Source organism: Bacillus sp. N447-1 (assembly GCF_022701035.1).
In the GTDB taxonomy this organism is placed as follows: Bacteria; Bacillota; Bacilli; order Bacillales; family Bacillaceae_G; genus Bacillus_A; species Bacillus_A cereus.
Genome location: NZ_CP065509.1, coordinates 3,018,026 through 3,034,935 on the forward strand (window position 1 = coordinate 3,018,026; position 16,910 = coordinate 3,034,935).

A 16,910-nucleotide genomic window follows, 5' to 3' on the forward strand; every position below is an offset into this window, starting at 1 on the left:
ACAAAATTAATAACATTACCTTTTCCCACAAAAAAACCTAGGTATTCACCTAGGTTTTTAAAATCAAATTATAGATAAACATTCCACTTATATTTTACTGTGCCTGCATTCCTACAATCGGAATCGTAGCCCACTTCGGCATATTTTTCTTCACTTTTGCCACTACAATAGTCATATCATCATTTATATAACCATCACAAGAGCGAATCACTTCTTCCATAATGATATCAGCAATTTCTTGCGGGTCTTCGGTTTGCAATTCTTTAATTTTTCGTTTCATCCACAATTCATGATTCTCCACATGCTGTGCTCCTTCAAAAATCCCATCGCTCATCATAATAAGAATATCGCCCGTTTTTAATTGTTCACCCACCACATCAACTTCAACATCTTCGATGATTCCCATCGGCAAATTACTTGCTTCAATTTTCAAAATATTATTTGCGCGTTTAACAAAACTCGGCGTTGATCCAATCTTTAAAAACCTTGCACTCGCATCCCGCAAATCTACCATAGCTAAATCTAATGTCGTAAACATTTCTTCTGTCGTTCTCAAAGAAAGAATTGAATTGATAGACTTAATTGCTATTTCTTCATCAATGCCTGATTGGAGTATTTTTTGTAATAATTTCACCGTTTCCTTACTTTCCATATGAGCTCTTTGTCCATTACCCATACCATCACTAATCGCAAGTGCATATTTACCAACACTTAAATCCATCATCGCATAAGAGTCACCCGACACAAATCCACCGCCTTTTGCAGCTGTAGCCAATCCTGTATCAAGAGAATACGTCTTCGCCGAACCAAATGATATTAAACTATGGCCATTTGGATAAGAAGACTTTTCTTCATGTTTAACGACAATATTTTCTTTAAGGATATCTGAAAGCATCGGTGCAACTAACTTTTCACACTCACCATGTTCATTAGATGCAACTGGAATTAACATTTCAATATCAATACTTCCTCTATCTAAACAATAAATATCAACATGCTCTACTTCGACACCAAAATCTCGGAACGCTTGCATAATCTGTTCTTCCTGCACTTGATGATTTTCACGCTCTCGTTGTATCTCCTTAGCAAAATCCTCCATAACCTTTGATACACCTAATAGTTGCTCCGCTACTATTCTACGATTTTCCTTCATTTGTTTTCGTAATTTTTGTCCCTCATAGAAGTGATCTAATTCACCGGCTACTAAATCCGTCACTTTTTTCCCTCTCACACAATGCTTGTCCCACTCACGAACTAATTTACGATTATGTTGCAGGGTTCCTTCTTCCGTTTCATTCATTATTTGTTTCATATAATCGTACGTTTTATCAAAATTCACTACCCAGCATTGATCCTTTTTAAAGCATGTTTGACATGTTTTCGCAGTAATTGTACTCAAAAACAAATCTGCTTCTGTCTCTTTATCTTCTTCCTCTACATACCCATATACAGAAAAGCTATTAGATAAAGCAGCAAATACATTTGCAAATTGGTTGATTTTATTTGCTGTAACATCACGCATCCTTCTTAAATATTGTTGTTGATCTTGCGAATGCTCTTGTGTACCTGGCATAAATTTAGCAATACGATCCAAAACAAGCTTCGGTGTTAATAAGAAGATAACAATCGCTACACCTGACTCAATTAAAGTTGTTACAATATTTGTCTGTTTGTCTACATATAATGTAATTAAGCTTGTCCCAATTAATAAACCTAAACTAACACCTAAACGCTTTCCTTCTTTTAACAATCCACCAAGCAAACCAGAAAAAGCAAGAAGGCTAAGCTGAGACAAGCTAGACACATTTGCTAAACTTAATATTAGTCCTGTTACAACCCCCACTGTAGACCCTGTGGCAGCACCCGCAATAAATGCAAATACTAGCACTAAATACCTTGTAAAAATATGTTGAATAGAAGCATCATATACAAACCAATCTGTTGTACCCGTTAAAACAGATGCTAGTAATATAATCAAACAAACAATTTCTTCCGTCTCTAATGCCTGTTGTTTTCCTTTCCTTTCCACTAAAAGTGGGACACTTTGTAAAAATATCATAGTTAATACAAAACTAAGCCCAGCCTCAATGGTACTAACGAGTAAATCGTACATGGTGACAGTTTGTTGTGCAAAATATACAACAACTAAGTGTGCGGTTAATGCGGAGATAAATACTTGAAATGGAACAAGTCCAACAGTTTTACGTGTAAATCGACTAAAGAAGATATTATAAATGAAGAAGGTAAAGATAGATGCAAAGGTAAAAAACAAATTATCTATCGATACTGAAAGAGCTCCTCCCATTAGAGCTAAAAATGCTAGCGGCATCTTATCCCGCTTCATAACATAAACAGCAGCAAAAAATGGCAGTGCAAACGGTAAAATATTTGTTAATATATATGCTCGTCCCAAAAGAAAACCAATAACAACAATAATAAATCCCCATCTAAAGAAAACTTGCTCAAATTTCATTCGCAACTTACTCGTCCACTTTATTCCATCAAGCTGACTCTCATTCATTGCCAATGCACTTGTATTCATAGTATTCCTTCCTGCTTTAGGCATATTTTTAACACCACCTGCATAGTTTAATTACTGTCATTATAAAAGATGATTGTTGGTTTTTTTGTCAAAACAACAGTTTTCACTTTTATAATCGTTCGACTTTTTATTCGAAATAACTCTACAGATATACAGGGTATGTAAGTTATTTTCGAGATTTTAATTAAACATTCAGAAAATATAGGGTGATTTTGTAGAAGTGTTGTATATCTTAATTTATTTAACAAAAAAAGATCATGCAAATTTGCATGATCTTTTTAGATGACCCGTACGGGATTCGAACCCGTGTTACCGCCGTGAAAGGGCGGTGTCTTAACCACTTGACCAACGGGCCGTTAAATTAAATATAGCGGCGGAGGGGATCGAACCCCCGACCTCACGGGTATGAACCGTACGCTCTAGCCAGCTGAGCTACACCGCCATGTCGTCTTATTTAACGGACAATTAGTATCTTACATCAGATACTAATTAAAGTCAACACATCTCAAAAACTTTTTTGAAAATATTTTTTACATATAAAAAAGCACCCTGAGACATTACTCTGGGTACCTCTCTATATGTTAAAAACTAAACGTCCTTATTATCCGCGACGCGCGCCACGGCCACCACGTTTAGACTCTGTGTTACGCTTTAAAGAAGTTAAACGATCTTCGCTATCTTTTAAGAAGCGTGCCATCTTTTGCTCAAATGTTTCTTTCGGAGCTCGGTCGTTACCGCCACCGCGATTATCTCTGTTGAAAGAGCGATTATTACGTTGTGGACGTCCAGAACGTTGTTGATCACCACCGCGTTGGTATTCACCACGTGGACGATCTCCTTCTGTTTTTTCACGTTCTTTCGCTTTTTTGATAGATAAACCAATCTTTCCATCTTTTTCAACATTAATAACTTTTACTTCTACTTGGTCGCCCACTTTTAAGTGATCGTTAATATCTTTTACATAGTTATCAGCAACTTCACTAATATGAACAAGACCCGTTAAGCCCTCTGGCAGCTCCACAAAAGCCCCAAAATTTGTAATACCTGTTACTTTACCCTGTAACTTGCTGCCTACCTCGATTGACATAAAAAAAATGCTCCTCCTTAGTGGTTAAAAAGTCAAATTTTACTTTATTATATATAATCCTAAAATATAGTGTCAATAAGACATACTCTACTTAGAAACAGGAAAAATTATCTCCCCTTTACCAGAGAAGAAATAATCCCTTCTAGCAATCTTTAATACGTACTCTTCATCATTTAACTTTTGAACTTCGTCTTTTAGACTTTTTTCTTTATTCGTTAATGAATCCAGTTCTTTTTTCATGTCCTTAACTTTTGCTTCTTTTGCTTTAATGGAACTGTTTTGTTGATAAAACGTTACACTAATACTCGCAATAATTGTAAAAGTAAAGACAAGAAAAACCGCTAAACGGCGATAAAGTCGCTTCCTGTTCTCATCCGTTTGTATTATATGCTCTTTAACAGGATTTGGACTCTGTTTTTCGATTGTTCTTTGTCTCAGTTCCCTCATTTCCGAGGTCCCCCTAACTTCTTTTTTATATGCTCCCATAGTTGGAAGATATGTCCCTTCAATTTTGCTATATATTGCAGGAACCCTATATGTTTCACTATAAAAAGTTTAACACGATTAGGGAGAAGTTTCCATATGAGCGAAGCAATAAATCGAACAGGCCAGAAAAAAACTTTCCATATGAAAAGTAATATCCAAATCACCATTTTCCATAACACATGTCCAATTGAAAGCAGTATACGAAATAAGAATAATATAAATGCAATAAATAGCTGCGCTATAATAATAACAGGTTTTATCATGAGTAGCTGTATAATTCGAACAAAAAAATATGTTGTTTGCATAAAAATATAGATGAGAAAATTTAACAGCTTCATGTATAGTGCCTTCAATAAGCTTTGATATGCCGCAAAACCACATAATAATGCCAAAAACACATATATACGTAGCTCAGCTTCATTTACGAGAAGCAATACATAAAAGACGAATAATGCTTGGACAATCCAAAATAATATATCATGTATAAATACAAGCCAACGTTTACGTTCTTGGCGCTTTAAAAAACGTTGATATGTATCTAAAGACGCTCCAATCCAAGCACCCATTCCAATCATTGAAAGCATTGTATACAACTGAATTGTTAAGCTCATTTAAACAACTTACTAAAGAAACCTTTAGTTTTTTCCCCTTGATTTTCATCAATATACAGCATCTCATTAACTTTCCCTTTAATCGACACAATACCTTTTTCCACATCTAAATTTTTCATTTGTAAATTTTGACCACGAATCGTTAAAAAACCCATTACGGTCTCTAGTAAAAACTCTTCGCTATCAAAACTCTCTACCTGCTTCACACCGGTAATATCAATTATACGCCTGCCACGCATAATAATGTCATGCTCTACAGAAACATTTTGTTGATTAGAAGACGTAGGTGAGTAACCATTATTCACGTAAATCCCCCCATAGGTTTTTACTAGCTAATAGTAATGTATGAGGGGATACATGATTTTAGAACAAGCCTTCTTCCGCTTTTACTTTTTCTTCACGAACTAAGCTATACATATTTGCTGCATCTTCTTTTTTAGTTGTTTCTTTTAATTCATTTATTTTCACAGTCACTATTTTTTGACCAAAACGAATTGTTAATTCATCAGCTACTTTCACATCAGAACTCGCTTTTGCCACTTGGCCATTAATAGATATTCTTCCTTGATCAGCTACTTCTTTCGCTAATGTTCTTCTTTTAATTAAACGTGATACTTTTAAAAACTTATCTAGACGCATATCAAATCCCCCTATTAACGCTCTGTTTGTTTCGCTTCTTCCCATAAAACATCTAACTGTTCTAATGATAAATCTTTCATCTCTTTATTCATTTCAGCTACTTTTGCCTCCATGTATAAAAAACGACCAGTAAATTTCTCATTAGTTGAACGTAACGCCTCTTCTGGATCTATTTTGTAATGACGAGCTATATTAACAAATGCAAATAGTAAATCACCAAACTCACCCAGCATCTTTTCCTCATCCATATTTGTAACCTCTTGTTGGAACTCTTGCCATTCTTCCAAAGCTTTCTCTATCATCGGTTGCACATCAACCCAATCAAATCCAACCTTACCAGCTTTCTTCTGAATTTCATAGGCGCGTAGTAACTGCGGCAAACTTTTTGGAACGCCATTTAAAACAGATTCTTTCACGAATCCTTTTTCTTGTTTTTTAATTTCTTCCCAATTTGCAATCACTTCATCAGCGCTGTTTACATCCGTATTTCCAAACACATGCGGATGACGACGAACCATTTTCTCAGATAGAGTTCGAATGATATCATCTATAGAGAACCAACCTTCATCTTCTCCGATTTGAGCATGAAGCATAACTTGTAATAATATATCACCTAATTCTTCTACTAAGTGATCATCATCCTCTTCATCGATTGCTTCCAACACTTCATAAGCTTCCTCAATTAAATATTTCTTTAATGATTGATGTGTTTGCTTTTTATCCCACGGACAACCATTTGGACCACGAAGTTCCGCAATAATTTCTCTAAGAACATCAAACTGTTGATACAAGGACGCACGCTCCTGAACTGGCGGCACGTACACACTCGTTAAATTATTCAATTCCGTTTCATGATCTAACATGTACAACGGTACCTTCTTTACTTGTTCAAATGAAGTTCCTGCAGCTGTTACGATATACACTTCATAATCATCTGGTAACATCTCCATTAATGTTAATTTCACATCAGATGCAACGAATGCATCATATACTTGGCAAAAGATTAAATGTTGACGCAGTTCTAATTGCCCTCTTTCAAATGATGTAGCATCAAGTAATTGGAATCCTTCAATCGGATCAATCTTTAGACTTGCAAACATAGGATCAAGGAAACTTTGTCCACCCTCAATTCGCACTTCAACATTTGAAACTTCTCCTTTTTCTAACAGTAGCTGAACTGTTCTTTCTGCTACAAGTGGATGCCCGGGAACAGCATAGATAATTTCTGTACCTTCAGCTTGTTCTAGCAATTTATTCGCAATTGTTTCATATACAATTTCAAACGTATCATGCGCTTCATATACAGCATCAAAAGACGTATATTGTACGCCTTCTTTCTCCAATTCTTCTATAACTGGATGTTCCTTCGTTCTAACAAACAGATGGTCTGCTTCTTTTATTTTTCGATATACACCCATCGTTAGCTGATCTAATTCACCAGCTCCTAAACCTAAAATAGTAATGATTCCACTCACAACCAGTCACCTCTATCCACTCTTCTTCAATGAACCTTCTTTTTTCTCTTGTTTCATAACGGTTCCTAATTCTTTTTTTGTAAATACACGTAATTTCAAAATAAAAAACATATATGTCAATCCGCCGATGGCTACACCTAACAACGCTTCAAGCGTCGCGCTTCCTCTATGTTCCGTATTAATTACTAATCCAGACATCTGTAACACACGTGTGAACATCATTAATACAAACCCCATACAGATACCACTAATTACTATCCCTAACATATTTCGCTTATTGATAAGTGACCCTGATACAGCTCTCGTAAGCAACAAACTATTTAATCCAGAGATTATAATTAACGCACATAAAGTCGCAAAAGCTGCACCTTTCACACCAAAATAAGGCATGAATATATAATTTAACGCTAACTTTAAGCAACCTCCAAATACAACAAATAACGCTGGCTTAAACGTTTGCCCTAATCCTTGTAAAATAGAAGCTGTCGTAATTGACAATGAACTAAATAAAATAGATAACGATAAAATAGATAAAACATCTGATCCATCACTGTTTTCAAACAACATAATATTGGTAGGTTGAATAATACAAGTTAGTCCAATAGCTGCTGCAAGTCCAATAACAAATGTTATTTTCATTGCTAACTTTACCTTTTCTTGAATAAAGGAAAGATCTCCTCTTTCCTTCGCCGCTGTAATAATCGGAATAAGTGACAACGAGAAAGAAGTCGTCACAACAGTACCTAATTGCATTAGCGGAATACTTCTATCATAAACACCCTTTAATACCTTTGCATTTTCAGCCTGTTCTCCCGCACCAATAAGTAAGCTGTAAAAGGACACTGAATCAGCCATCTGTATAAAAATAAGCACTAAATTACTAACACAAATCGCTAACCCCTGCCAAAAAAGGATTTTAACTATCTTCCTTTTACCCTTAATTCTCGCTGCACTTTTGAAGAATATAGAACGAAAATCTTGACGCATATACAATATAAGTACAATAATCCCAATAAGTCCACCCGCAATTGAGCCTAACATAGCCCCTGCACCAACTGTATATAAATCAAATCCGTGAGCAATTAGGAATAGCGATAAAAATACAATAATAGAAACTCGAATTGTTTGTTCTATTACTTGCGAAACAGCCGTTGGCATCATATTATTGAATCCTTGAAAATACCCTCTTGCTACAGACAAAAATGGCATCAATAAGAATGAAAATGAAATAACACGTAGTAACTTATCTAAGTGTATATCGCCCATAGCTACCGCAATTGTTTCGGCCCCAAAAAACAATGTAAAGAAGCCTATAAAACCAATCCCTAATAAGAACCAAAAAGATACACAAATAATTTCTTCTGCTTCTTTTTGTTTTCCCCGCTCTAGTCGTTCTGCAACCATTTTCGAAATGATAACAGGAAATCCATAAGTAGCTAAAATTAAACAAAATCCATAAAACGGGTAAATTTGTTGGTAAATATAAAACCCAATATCCCCCGCTATATTTTGATATGGAATACGGTAAAAAGCGCTTAATACTTTTGTAACGAAACTTGCAATCGTTAATATAATAGCCCCACGCCAAAAGGCTTGATACTTCTTCGCTTCCATACAAGAAAACTCCTTTTTCTATTCTCACCTCTCGTATTATATCATAAAGAAAAGAACAAACTCCCTTACCAACACGGGTAATAATGAGTTCCTAAATGTTAAAAATATTCAACGAAAAAAGGTAGCAAAGTGCTACCTTCATTCAATATACATATATCTCCAAATAATTGATTTCTCAAAAAGAAAGATCATAATTAGGAAAGATTGCTACTTCTAAAATCAATATACCCTTACTGTTCCATTTGTTTCGCTAAGAAACTGGCAGCAGTATTAACCGCTTTATGCTCGATCTCGCTTATAATGGCTTCTTTTGAAAAAATAATGACGGCTCCAATCGGATCTCCGTTTGCAACAATCGGTCCAACTGTATAAGAATGAACCTTTTCTGTTACACCATCAATAATGGAAATATCACTTTCATCCGTCATAATAACAGACTTTCGTTCTTCCATCGTTTTTTCAATTAGATCGCCAACACTTTTATTTAAGTATTCTTTTTTCGATACGCCTGATACTGCGATGATAGAATCTCGATCACACACAAGCACATTATGTCCTAAGCTGTCATATAAAGCATCAGCATATTCTTTTGCAAAATCACCTAGCTCACTAATTGGAGAATATTTCTTTAAAATTACCTCTCCATCGCGATCAACAAATATTTCTAGTGGGTCTCCTTCTCGAATACGTAAAGTTCTACGAATTTCCTTCGGGATTACTACCCTGCCTAAATCATCAATTCGACGTACGATTCCAGTTGCTTTCATTCTAATGCTGCCTCACTTTCTACTGATGATCAAAGTGGTGAATTTACCTGTTCATGTAAAAATCACCAACTGTTAGACATAGTATTTTACACATTAGTTCTTCTATGCACGTCGAATTGTATTTTTTTATCTTATTTTAGGCATTTATTACTTCTTTTTTTACATCTGGTAAGCCTTTTAATAAATTTTCAGCAATTGTTAACCACTTCGATGTCTCTAAGCCATTTGTTTTCATAACAATTTTCAATTGTGATCCTTCCATTCCTAAACCGATCATACGTCCAAAACTATTTCCGAGCATGAATAATTTTCCACCATCAATATTTTGACTTGCTTGTTCAGAAAACAGGAATGTTACTTCAAATTTATTCTGCTTAATTAATTCAATTTGTTCTTTCATTGCCAACACTTTAATATTTGCAATTTGTAATAAATAACCAACTTCTTGTGGATAATCGCCAAATCTATCGATCATTTCTTCCTGCAATTCTTCAATATCCTCAATTGCAGAAACACCTCTAAATTGTTTATACATCATAATTTTTTGCTTACTATCTGAAATATAAGCATCTGGTAAATATGCATCTACCTCTAAGTCAATTTCAACATTAACTATATTTTCAGCCCCATCTGTTCCTCTACGCTGTTCAATTGCATCTTTTAACATTTGCGAATATAGATCAAATCCGACAGAATCAATAAATCCATGCTGTTCTGCCCCTAACAAATTACCTGCTCCACGAATAGATAAATCTCTCATCGCAATTTTGAAACCAGATCCAAGTTCCGTGAACTCTTTAATTGCTTGTAGACGCTTCTCTGCAACCTCTGACAGCACTTTGTCACGTTTATATGCAAAGTATGCATACGCAACACGATTAGAACGTCCAACACGCCCACGAAGCTGATACAACTGTGATAATCCCATACGATCTGCATCAAATACAATTAACGTATTTACATTCGGAATATCTACACCCGTCTCAATAATTGTTGTACTTACAAGAACATCATGCTGTCCTTCTAAAAATGATAGCATAACAGACTCTAATTCGCTTTCGTTCATTTTCCCATGTGCGTACGTTACGCGGGCATCTGGAACTAACATCGAAATTTCATCTGCTTTTCTTTCAATATCCTCTACACGGTTATATAGGAAGTAAACTTGACCACCTCTTGCAAGCTCTCGCTCTATTGCCTCTCGCATTAACGCTGGATTATACTCGACTACATACGTTTGGACTGGGAAACGATTTTCTGGTGGTGTCTCAATAACAGATAAGTCGCGCACACCAAGCATAGACATATGAAGCGTCCGCGGAATCGGAGTTGCCGTTAATGTTAATACGTCAACATTTGCCTTCAATTGTTTAATTTTTTCTTTATGTGTTACACCAAATCTTTGTTCTTCATCAATAATAAGAAGCCCTAAATCTTTATACGTAACATCTTTAGATAAAATACGATGTGTTCCGATTACGATATCTACTGTTCCATCCTTTAAGCCCTTAATTGTTTCATTTTGTTGTTTTCTCGTACGGAATCTACTTAATAAGCCTATATTAATCGGATAATCTTGAAAACGCTCTCGAATTGTTTCATAGTGTTGCTGCGCAAGAATCGTTGTCGGTACTAAAATTGCAACTTGTTTTTCATCCATAATTGCTTTAAATGCCGCACGAATAGCCACTTCAGTCTTTCCATACCCTACGTCACCACAAAGGAGCCTATCCATCGGGCGTCCGCGTTCCATATCTTTTTTAATCTCGTCAATAGAACGTAACTGATCCTCTGTCTCTTGATATGGGAAAGAGGATTCGAACTCTTGTTGTTCTGCCGTATCTGGCGTATATGCATAGCCTTTTGAAGCTTCGCGCTCAGCATATAGTTTAATTAGGTCATCCGCAATGTCTTGTACAGATTTTTCAACTTTCGTTTTAACCTTTTTCCAATCATTACCGCCTAATTTATAAACTTTCGGATCCTTACCTTCAGATCCTACATATTTTTGGACTTGATCAATTTGTTCAATTGGAACGTATAGCTTATCATTACCTTGATATTTAATATTTAAATAATCTTTGTGAACACCATTAATCTCTAATGTCTCAATACCTAAAAATTTACCTATACCATGATTTACGTGAACTACATAATCTCCAACTTTTAATTCCGAATAACTTTTAATACGTTCAGCATTCGATAACTTTTGTTTACGTTGTGATTTTTTAACTTTCTTATGAAAAAGCTCCTTTTCAGTAATGACAACAAGCTTTTGCATCGGCATTTCAAATCCTGCATGTAAATCACCTACAGCAATTTGTAACCTTCCAGGCAATAAGATATCTGTACCTTCTACAATATCTGCCTCAATATCATAATCACTTAAAATATGTTGTAATTTTTTCACACGTTCATCATCTGTTCCAAGTACAACAGTCGTAAAATGCCCTTCATTCCATCTATCAATTTCTGTTTTTAACAAATTCATCTGTCCATGGAAATCTTGCATTGTTTTACATGTTACATTAACAATATTTTGCGGATGTGTGTGTGCGATATGACGCAAGAATAACGTTAAATATACAAAACTTCTTTTTTTATGATGAAGAAACCCCTCGAATGGGTGAGAGAAAGATAAATCTTGAATAATTGTTCCTTCACCAAGAAGTGATATATACCATTCCGCCTCTTCTGTTTCAAGATGCGATGCTGTTTCTTGAATACGGGAAATCTCGTCTAAAATTACAACACCGTCTTCTGGTAAATAATCTATCAGACTAGCAGGTTCTTTATAGAAAATAGATAAGTATTTAAACATCTGTTCTATACTTTGCCCGTTTTTCAACATCTCAATTTCATGACTTACCGTCTCAAGCACTGTAGTCTTTAGTTTATCATCAGAAAGTTTTTGCATCGTCTTAGTTAAACCTTCTTCAAGATGCTGAATTCCTGATTTTAATTCTTCCTGTGAAAATAAAAACTCTGTTGCCGGACCAAACCTAACGCTTTCTTTTTTACCTTGAGAACGCTGTTCATCCACATCAAATAATCGAATAGAATCGACTTCTGTATCAAAGAATTCAATACGAAATGGTAGTTCTTCAGTTAAAGGATAAATATCTAATATTCCCCCACGCAAACTGAACTCCCCTGGAGCTTCTACCATCGACTTACGTTCATAGCCAATATGATGTAAAGTATGCAAGAGCGCATCTAAATCAATCTCTTGCCCTAGATTGATTTCAACTTGCTTTTGCTTCCACAATTCTTTTATTGGTAAAAATCTACGCAATCCTGCCACTGGCGCTACAATGATTCCATTCTCTCCCGCAGCCAAGCGATTTAACACTTCTATACGTTGCGCCTTCAATTCTGGACTTGCAACCCCAATTTCCGATGCTATCAGTTCATTCACTGGATATAGCCACACATCTTTTTCACCAAGTAATGCCACTAAATCTTCATGTACTTTTTGTGCTTGGTATAAGTTATGTGTCACGATTAATTGTGATTTTTTTGTTTTTTTATATAAAGCCGCCATTAATAACGAACGAGAAGACGTTGCCATCCCTGATATAAGTTGTTCTTTTAGCCCATCTTCTAATCCATTAATAACCGATTGTATCTCTTCATTTTTATAAAATTGCTCTAATAAACCTATCATTTTTAAAACTCCTCTCAACATAAAGAGCAAGTCATTCTATTTTATGCAAATATTTTGGAAAAGGAAAACAGAAAAATGCTTTGGACATGCCAAAGCGACAACATTTTATTGCAGAAATTTTTCATACTCATAATACTCAGGATAAGATGCGAGCGTTTCTTGACACGATTCACAAATCGTTTTTATATATATATTTCCATTCTCATGAAAATGAATCATTTCTACTACTTCTTGCTCTGTTAGTTGAAATAAAACGTCGCTATATACTTTTTCTGCGTTAATGGAGCCTACATTACCTCCGCAGTGTCTGCAATAATAATACCCTTCCATACTAGCCTCCTAAAAATTCAATTACTACTAGTATGGGTAAAACAAAAGAGAAATATTCCCAATCTCATTTTTAACTATTGAAAGTATTCATGATTTGGAGAAAAGGCTTATTTAGCCACTCTTCACATGCATCCGCTGCTTTTTCAATAGAATGGTTAACATCCGGAATCTCTTCAGATGTAAAGCGTCCTAATACATAATCGACTACCTTCATTCCATTTTTCGGGCGATCGATTCCCATACGGATACGTTGAAATTCTTGTGTTCCTAGGTGCGAAATCGTTGACTTTACACCATTATGTCCACCAGCACTACCTTTCATGCGAAGACGCAATTTACCTACAGGAATGTCCAAATCGTCGTACATAACAACGAAGTCCTCAACATCAATTTTATAATAATCCATGAGTGGACGAATACTTTCCCCAGATAAGTTCATGTATGTTAGCGGCTTTAATAAGATTACCTTTTCTCCATTAACAAACCCTGCACCAAATACACCTTTAAATTTTTGTTCATTCAAAGAAATGTTCCAACGCTTCGCAAGCTCATCAATGGCCATAAATCCAATATTATGCCTTGTTAATTCATATTCTCTACCTGGGTTCCCAAGTCCTACTATCAATTTCATTCTTGTACCACTACTTTCTTTTTTCGATACGAAAAGACGTAACCAATTTTGGTTACGTCTCATTCTATCCAATTAATTGAATAATACACTCACAGATTCTTCTTCGTATACACGAATGATTGCTTCTCCGATTAATGGAGCAACTGAAAGTTCATGTACTTTGTCGATTTTCTTCTCTTCTGGTAATACGATAGAGTTCGTTACAACTAACTCTTTAATATTTGAATTTTGAATACGCTCAATTGCTGGACCAGATAATACTGGGTGTGTACAGCAAGCATATACTTCAGAAGCACCGTTCTCAACAAGAGCGTTTGCTGCTAATGTAATTGTACCAGCTGTATCAATGATGTCATCAATTAAAATCGCTGTTTTACCTTCAATATTACCGATAATGTTCATTACCTCTGATACGTTCGGGCGAGGACGACGCTTATCAATAATAGCGATTGGCGCTTTTAGACGATCTGCCATTTTTCTTGCACGAGTTACACCACCATGGTCAGGAGACACGATTACGATATCTTTAAGACCTTTTGTTTCAAAGTAATCTGAAAGAATCGGTACACCCATTAAGTGGTCGATTGGGATATCAAAGAACCCTTGAATTTGTGGAGCATGTAAATCTAGAGTGATTACACGAGTTGCACCTGCTGTTTCAAGCAAGTTTGCTACAAGTTTCGATGTAATTGGTTCACGAGAACGCGCTTTACGGTCTTGACGCGCATAACCATAGTAAGGAATAACAATATTAATTGTTTTCGCAGATGCACGTTTTAATGCATCAATCATAATAAGTAATTCCATGATATGTTCGTTTACTGGGAAGCTTGTAGATTGAATAATGAATACATCGCAACCACGGATACTTTCTTCAATGTTAATTTGAACTTCTCCATCACTAAAACGATCAACAGAACATTTTCCTAGCCCTACTCCAATATGCTTTGCAATCTGCTCAGCAAGTTCCTTATTAGAGTTTAAAGAGAATACTTTCAAATTAGAATTTAGATATTGAGTCGACATCTAGATTAACCCTCCACATTATGATTTTTTCTTATTCAGCAATTGATCAACATAGTCTTCTTTGTTAACTTGACGTGCACGTGCTACCGATAATGCTTTTGATGGAACATTCTCTGTAATTGTAGAGCCTGCTGCCACATAAGCACCATCTTCAACTGTTACTGGAGCAACAAGGTTTGAATTACATCCAATAAATACCCCATTACCAATCACAGTTTTGAATTTATTCTTACCGTCATAGTTCACCGTAATTGAACCACAACCAAGATTCACGTCTTCTCCAACTTGTGCATCCCCGATATAACTCAAGTGTGAAGCTTTACTTCTATTACCAAAGACAGTTTTTTTGATTTCCACGAAGTTTCCAACGCGTACTTCGTCTCCAATAACTGAATCTGGGCGAATATGTGCAAATGGACCAACCGATACTTCTGTACCAAGCTTACTATCATGTACAGTAGATTGTCGAATTGTCGTACGATCTCCAATTTCACTATCGCGAATTACTGTATGCGGTCCAATTTCACAATCAGAGCCAATTACAGTGTTCCCCTCAATAATTGTTCCTGGATGAAGAACTGTATCACTACCGATAACTGCATCAGCAGAAATATAAGTGTTACTTGGATCAATAATTGTAACACCGTTTACCATGTTCTTTCGGTTGATACGGTTTTTCATAATAATTTCCGCTTGCGATAGAGCGACTCTGTCGTTAACACCTAACGTTTCGTCGAACTGCTCTGTTTGATAAGCTGATACGATATGACCTTCATTTTTTAAAATCTCAATAACATCTGGAAGGTAATATTCACCTTGCACGTTATCATTTGAAACTTTAGAAAGTGAAGCAAATAAAGCCTTATTATCAAAACAATACGTACCTGTATTGATTTCTTTAATAGCTAATTCTTTCTCATTTGCATCTTTATGCTCAACAATCTTTTCAACATGACCATTCTCATTACGAACAATACGGCCATATCCAGCAGGCTCTTCTATGTATGCTGTTAGCACCGTCGCCATTGCTCCTGCTTCTTTATGTTGCTGAAGTAATGCTTCCATTGTTTCAGCAGTTATTAGAGGCGTATCACCACAAATAACTAAAGTTGTTCCTTCTTCATTTGCAAGTACACTTGCAGCTTGATCTACAGCATGTGCTGTACCAAGTTGTTCTGCTTGTAATGCAAATTCACTTACGTTCCCTAGCTGTTCTTGTACCATTTCAGCACCATGTCCAACAACCGTTACAAGTTTCTGCAATCCTAATTGAGATACTTGATCGACTACGTGTTGTACCATAGGTTTTCCACATACAGGATGCAGCACTTTGTATAGCTTAGACTTCATACGTGTGCCTTTACCTGCAGCTAGAATCACTGCAAATCTGTTTGACATATAGACCCTCCATCGCAACCTATTTATCCATTAAAGATATTATCCTAAATCATCATATATTTCAAGAAACACATTTTAACTATTAAATTTTACCATAATTCTTATAAGATGTTTTACTCTTTAGTATCTTTTTTAAGAAATAAGCTATACTATTTAAAATGATTTTGAAAAAATTAGTAGTTTCTTCTTTTTATGTTAATAAATTATGCAGTTTCCAAATATAAAGCAAAAAAAAAACAAACCCCTGTAAATGCTTACAGGAGTTTGCTACAAAATTATAAGGCTTTTTGTCAAAAGCCCTTTTCATTCGAATTTTACGAAGCACCTGCTTCTTCAAACTCAACCTCTTCTAACTCGCCTAAACGATGATACTCTGTTAAAACCGCATCTTGAATTTTAGAGCGTGTACCAGAATTAATTGGATGTGCAATGTCACGGAACTCTCCATCTGGAGTACGTTTACTTGGCATTGCTACAAATAATCCATTATTACCATCAATTACACGAATATCATGAACAACAAATTCATGGTCTAGAGTAATAGAGGCAATTGCTCTCATGCGGCCTTCTGTGTTTACGCGGCGTAATCTTACGTCAGTCACTTCCATCTTGTGTTCACCACCCTTTTCTAAATAAG

Annotated in this window: 15 protein-coding genes and 2 tRNA genes; all 17 read right to left on the reverse strand. The window is 35.6% G+C overall.

Annotation, left to right across the window (positions count from 1 at the left end; translation table 11 throughout):
• Positions 1-94 precede the first annotated feature (94 nt).
• The 17 genes from spoIIE to spoVG all read right to left on the reverse strand — a co-directional run bounded on the left by spoIIE (position 95) and on the right by spoVG (position 16,881).
• Positions 95-2,566 (reverse strand): stage II sporulation protein E, encoded by a 2,472-nt coding sequence (gene spoIIE / locus IQ781_RS15275; protein ID WP_001123541.1) that lies wholly within the window; start codon positions 2,564-2,566, stop codon positions 95-97.
• Between the two features lie 259 nt (positions 2,567-2,825).
• Positions 2,826-2,897, reverse strand: a tRNA-Glu gene (locus IQ781_RS15280).
• A gap of 13 nt (positions 2,898-2,910) precedes the next feature.
• A tRNA-Met gene (locus IQ781_RS15285) sits at positions 2,911-2,984 on the reverse strand.
• A gap of 159 nt (positions 2,985-3,143) precedes the next feature.
• Positions 3,144-3,629 (reverse strand): S1 domain-containing RNA-binding protein, encoded by a 486-nt coding sequence (locus tag IQ781_RS15290; RefSeq protein ID WP_000021451.1) that lies wholly within the window; start codon positions 3,627-3,629, stop codon positions 3,144-3,146.
• 87 nt (positions 3,630-3,716) lie between these two features.
• Positions 3,717-4,076, reverse strand: a complete 360-nt coding sequence (gene divIC / locus IQ781_RS15295) for a cell division protein DivIC (RefSeq protein WP_001208739.1) — start codon at positions 4,074-4,076, stop codon at positions 3,717-3,719.
• Positions 4,073-4,726, reverse strand: coding sequence for a spore cortex biosynthesis protein YabQ (gene yabQ / locus IQ781_RS15300; RefSeq protein WP_000059772.1), 654 nt, complete (start codon positions 4,724-4,726; stop codon positions 4,073-4,075). The genes divIC and yabQ overlap by 4 nt, the downstream gene beginning before the upstream one ends.
• The gene (gene yabP, locus IQ781_RS15305) at positions 4,723-5,031 is read right to left on the reverse strand and encodes a sporulation protein YabP (RefSeq protein ID WP_001059104.1); all 309 of its coding nucleotides are present in this window, start codon (positions 5,029-5,031) and stop codon (positions 4,723-4,725) included. Before yabP ends, yabQ begins: the two co-directional genes overlap by 4 nt.
• A gap of 58 nt (positions 5,032-5,089) precedes the next feature.
• Positions 5,090-5,365, reverse strand: a complete 276-nt coding sequence (locus IQ781_RS15310; RefSeq protein ID WP_001234876.1) for an RNA-binding S4 domain-containing protein — start codon at positions 5,363-5,365, stop codon at positions 5,090-5,092.
• 14 nt (positions 5,366-5,379) lie between these two features.
• A complete protein-coding gene (gene yabN / locus IQ781_RS15315; RefSeq protein WP_000014239.1) occupies positions 5,380-6,840 on the reverse strand; it encodes a bifunctional methyltransferase/pyrophosphohydrolase YabN in 1,461 nt (486 codons plus the stop codon).
• A gap of 12 nt (positions 6,841-6,852) precedes the next feature.
• Positions 6,853-8,454 carry a putative polysaccharide biosynthesis protein gene (locus IQ781_RS15320; protein WP_000387586.1) on the reverse strand — a complete coding sequence of 534 codons (1,602 nt, stop codon included), beginning with the start codon at positions 8,452-8,454 and terminating at the stop codon, positions 6,853-6,855.
• Positions 8,455-8,684: 230 nt separating this feature from the next.
• Positions 8,685-9,221 (reverse strand): stage V sporulation protein T, encoded by a 537-nt coding sequence (spoVT, locus tag IQ781_RS15325; RefSeq protein ID WP_000648302.1) that lies wholly within the window; start codon positions 9,219-9,221, stop codon positions 8,685-8,687.
• Positions 9,222-9,357: 136 nt separating this feature from the next.
• Entirely contained in the window at positions 9,358-12,888 is a 3,531-nt protein-coding gene (gene mfd, locus IQ781_RS15330; protein ID WP_000579688.1) for a transcription-repair coupling factor, read from the reverse strand.
• 105 nt (positions 12,889-12,993) lie between these two features.
• Positions 12,994-13,218 (reverse strand): anti-sigma-F factor Fin family protein, encoded by a 225-nt coding sequence (locus tag IQ781_RS15335; RefSeq protein WP_000399438.1) that lies wholly within the window; start codon positions 13,216-13,218, stop codon positions 12,994-12,996.
• 70 nt (positions 13,219-13,288) lie between these two features.
• Positions 13,289-13,849: an aminoacyl-tRNA hydrolase gene (gene pth / locus IQ781_RS15340; RefSeq protein ID WP_000767702.1), complete on the reverse strand. Its 561-nt coding sequence runs from the start codon at positions 13,847-13,849 to the stop codon at positions 13,289-13,291.
• A 72-nt stretch (positions 13,850-13,921) separates the two neighbouring features.
• On the reverse strand, positions 13,922-14,875 hold the full coding sequence (locus tag IQ781_RS15345) for a ribose-phosphate diphosphokinase (protein ID WP_000107420.1): 954 nt from the start codon (positions 14,873-14,875) through the stop codon (positions 13,922-13,924).
• 18 nt (positions 14,876-14,893) lie between these two features.
• Positions 14,894-16,273 carry a bifunctional UDP-N-acetylglucosamine diphosphorylase/glucosamine-1-phosphate N-acetyltransferase GlmU gene (glmU, locus tag IQ781_RS15350; RefSeq protein ID WP_000071041.1) on the reverse strand — a complete coding sequence of 460 codons (1,380 nt, stop codon included), beginning with the start codon at positions 16,271-16,273 and terminating at the stop codon, positions 14,894-14,896.
• A 314-nt stretch (positions 16,274-16,587) separates the two neighbouring features.
• On the reverse strand, positions 16,588-16,881 hold the full coding sequence (gene spoVG / locus IQ781_RS15355) for a septation regulator SpoVG (protein WP_000454041.1): 294 nt from the start codon (positions 16,879-16,881) through the stop codon (positions 16,588-16,590).
• Positions 16,882-16,910: the final 29 nt, after the last annotated feature.

Coding starts and splice junctions, on each gene's coding strand:
- spoIIE (WP_001123541.1), bottom strand. CDS start 2,566: ATGCCTAAAGCAGGAAGGAATACTATGAATACAAGTGCATTGGCAATG.
- pth (WP_000767702.1), bottom strand. CDS start 13,849: ATGAAATTGATAGTAGGACTTGGGAACCCAGGTAGAGAATATGAATTA.
- spoVT (WP_000648302.1), bottom strand. CDS start 9,221: ATGAAAGCAACTGGAATCGTACGTCGAATTGATGATTTAGGCAGGGTA.
- IQ781_RS15290 (WP_000021451.1), bottom strand. CDS start 3,629: ATGTCAATCGAGGTAGGCAGCAAGTTACAGGGTAAAGTAACAGGTATT.
- IQ781_RS15345 (WP_000107420.1), bottom strand. CDS start 14,875: ATGTCGACTCAATATCTAAATTCTAATTTGAAAGTATTCTCTTTAAAC.
- mfd (WP_000579688.1), bottom strand. CDS start 12,888: ATGATAGGTTTATTAGAGCAATTTTATAAAAATGAAGAGATACAATCG.
- glmU (WP_000071041.1), bottom strand. CDS start 16,273: ATGTCAAACAGATTTGCAGTGATTCTAGCTGCAGGTAAAGGCACACGT.
- IQ781_RS15335 (WP_000399438.1), bottom strand. CDS start 13,218: ATGGAAGGGTATTATTATTGCAGACACTGCGGAGGTAATGTAGGCTCC.
- spoVG (WP_000454041.1), bottom strand. CDS start 16,881: ATGGAAGTGACTGACGTAAGATTACGCCGCGTAAACACAGAAGGCCGC.
- IQ781_RS15310 (WP_001234876.1), bottom strand. CDS start 5,365: ATGCGTCTAGATAAGTTTTTAAAAGTATCACGTTTAATTAAAAGAAGA.
- IQ781_RS15320 (WP_000387586.1), bottom strand. CDS start 8,454: ATGGAAGCGAAGAAGTATCAAGCCTTTTGGCGTGGGGCTATTATATTA.
- yabQ (WP_000059772.1), bottom strand. CDS start 4,726: ATGAGCTTAACAATTCAGTTGTATACAATGCTTTCAATGATTGGAATG.
- divIC (WP_001208739.1), bottom strand. CDS start 4,076: ATGAGGGAACTGAGACAAAGAACAATCGAAAAACAGAGTCCAAATCCT.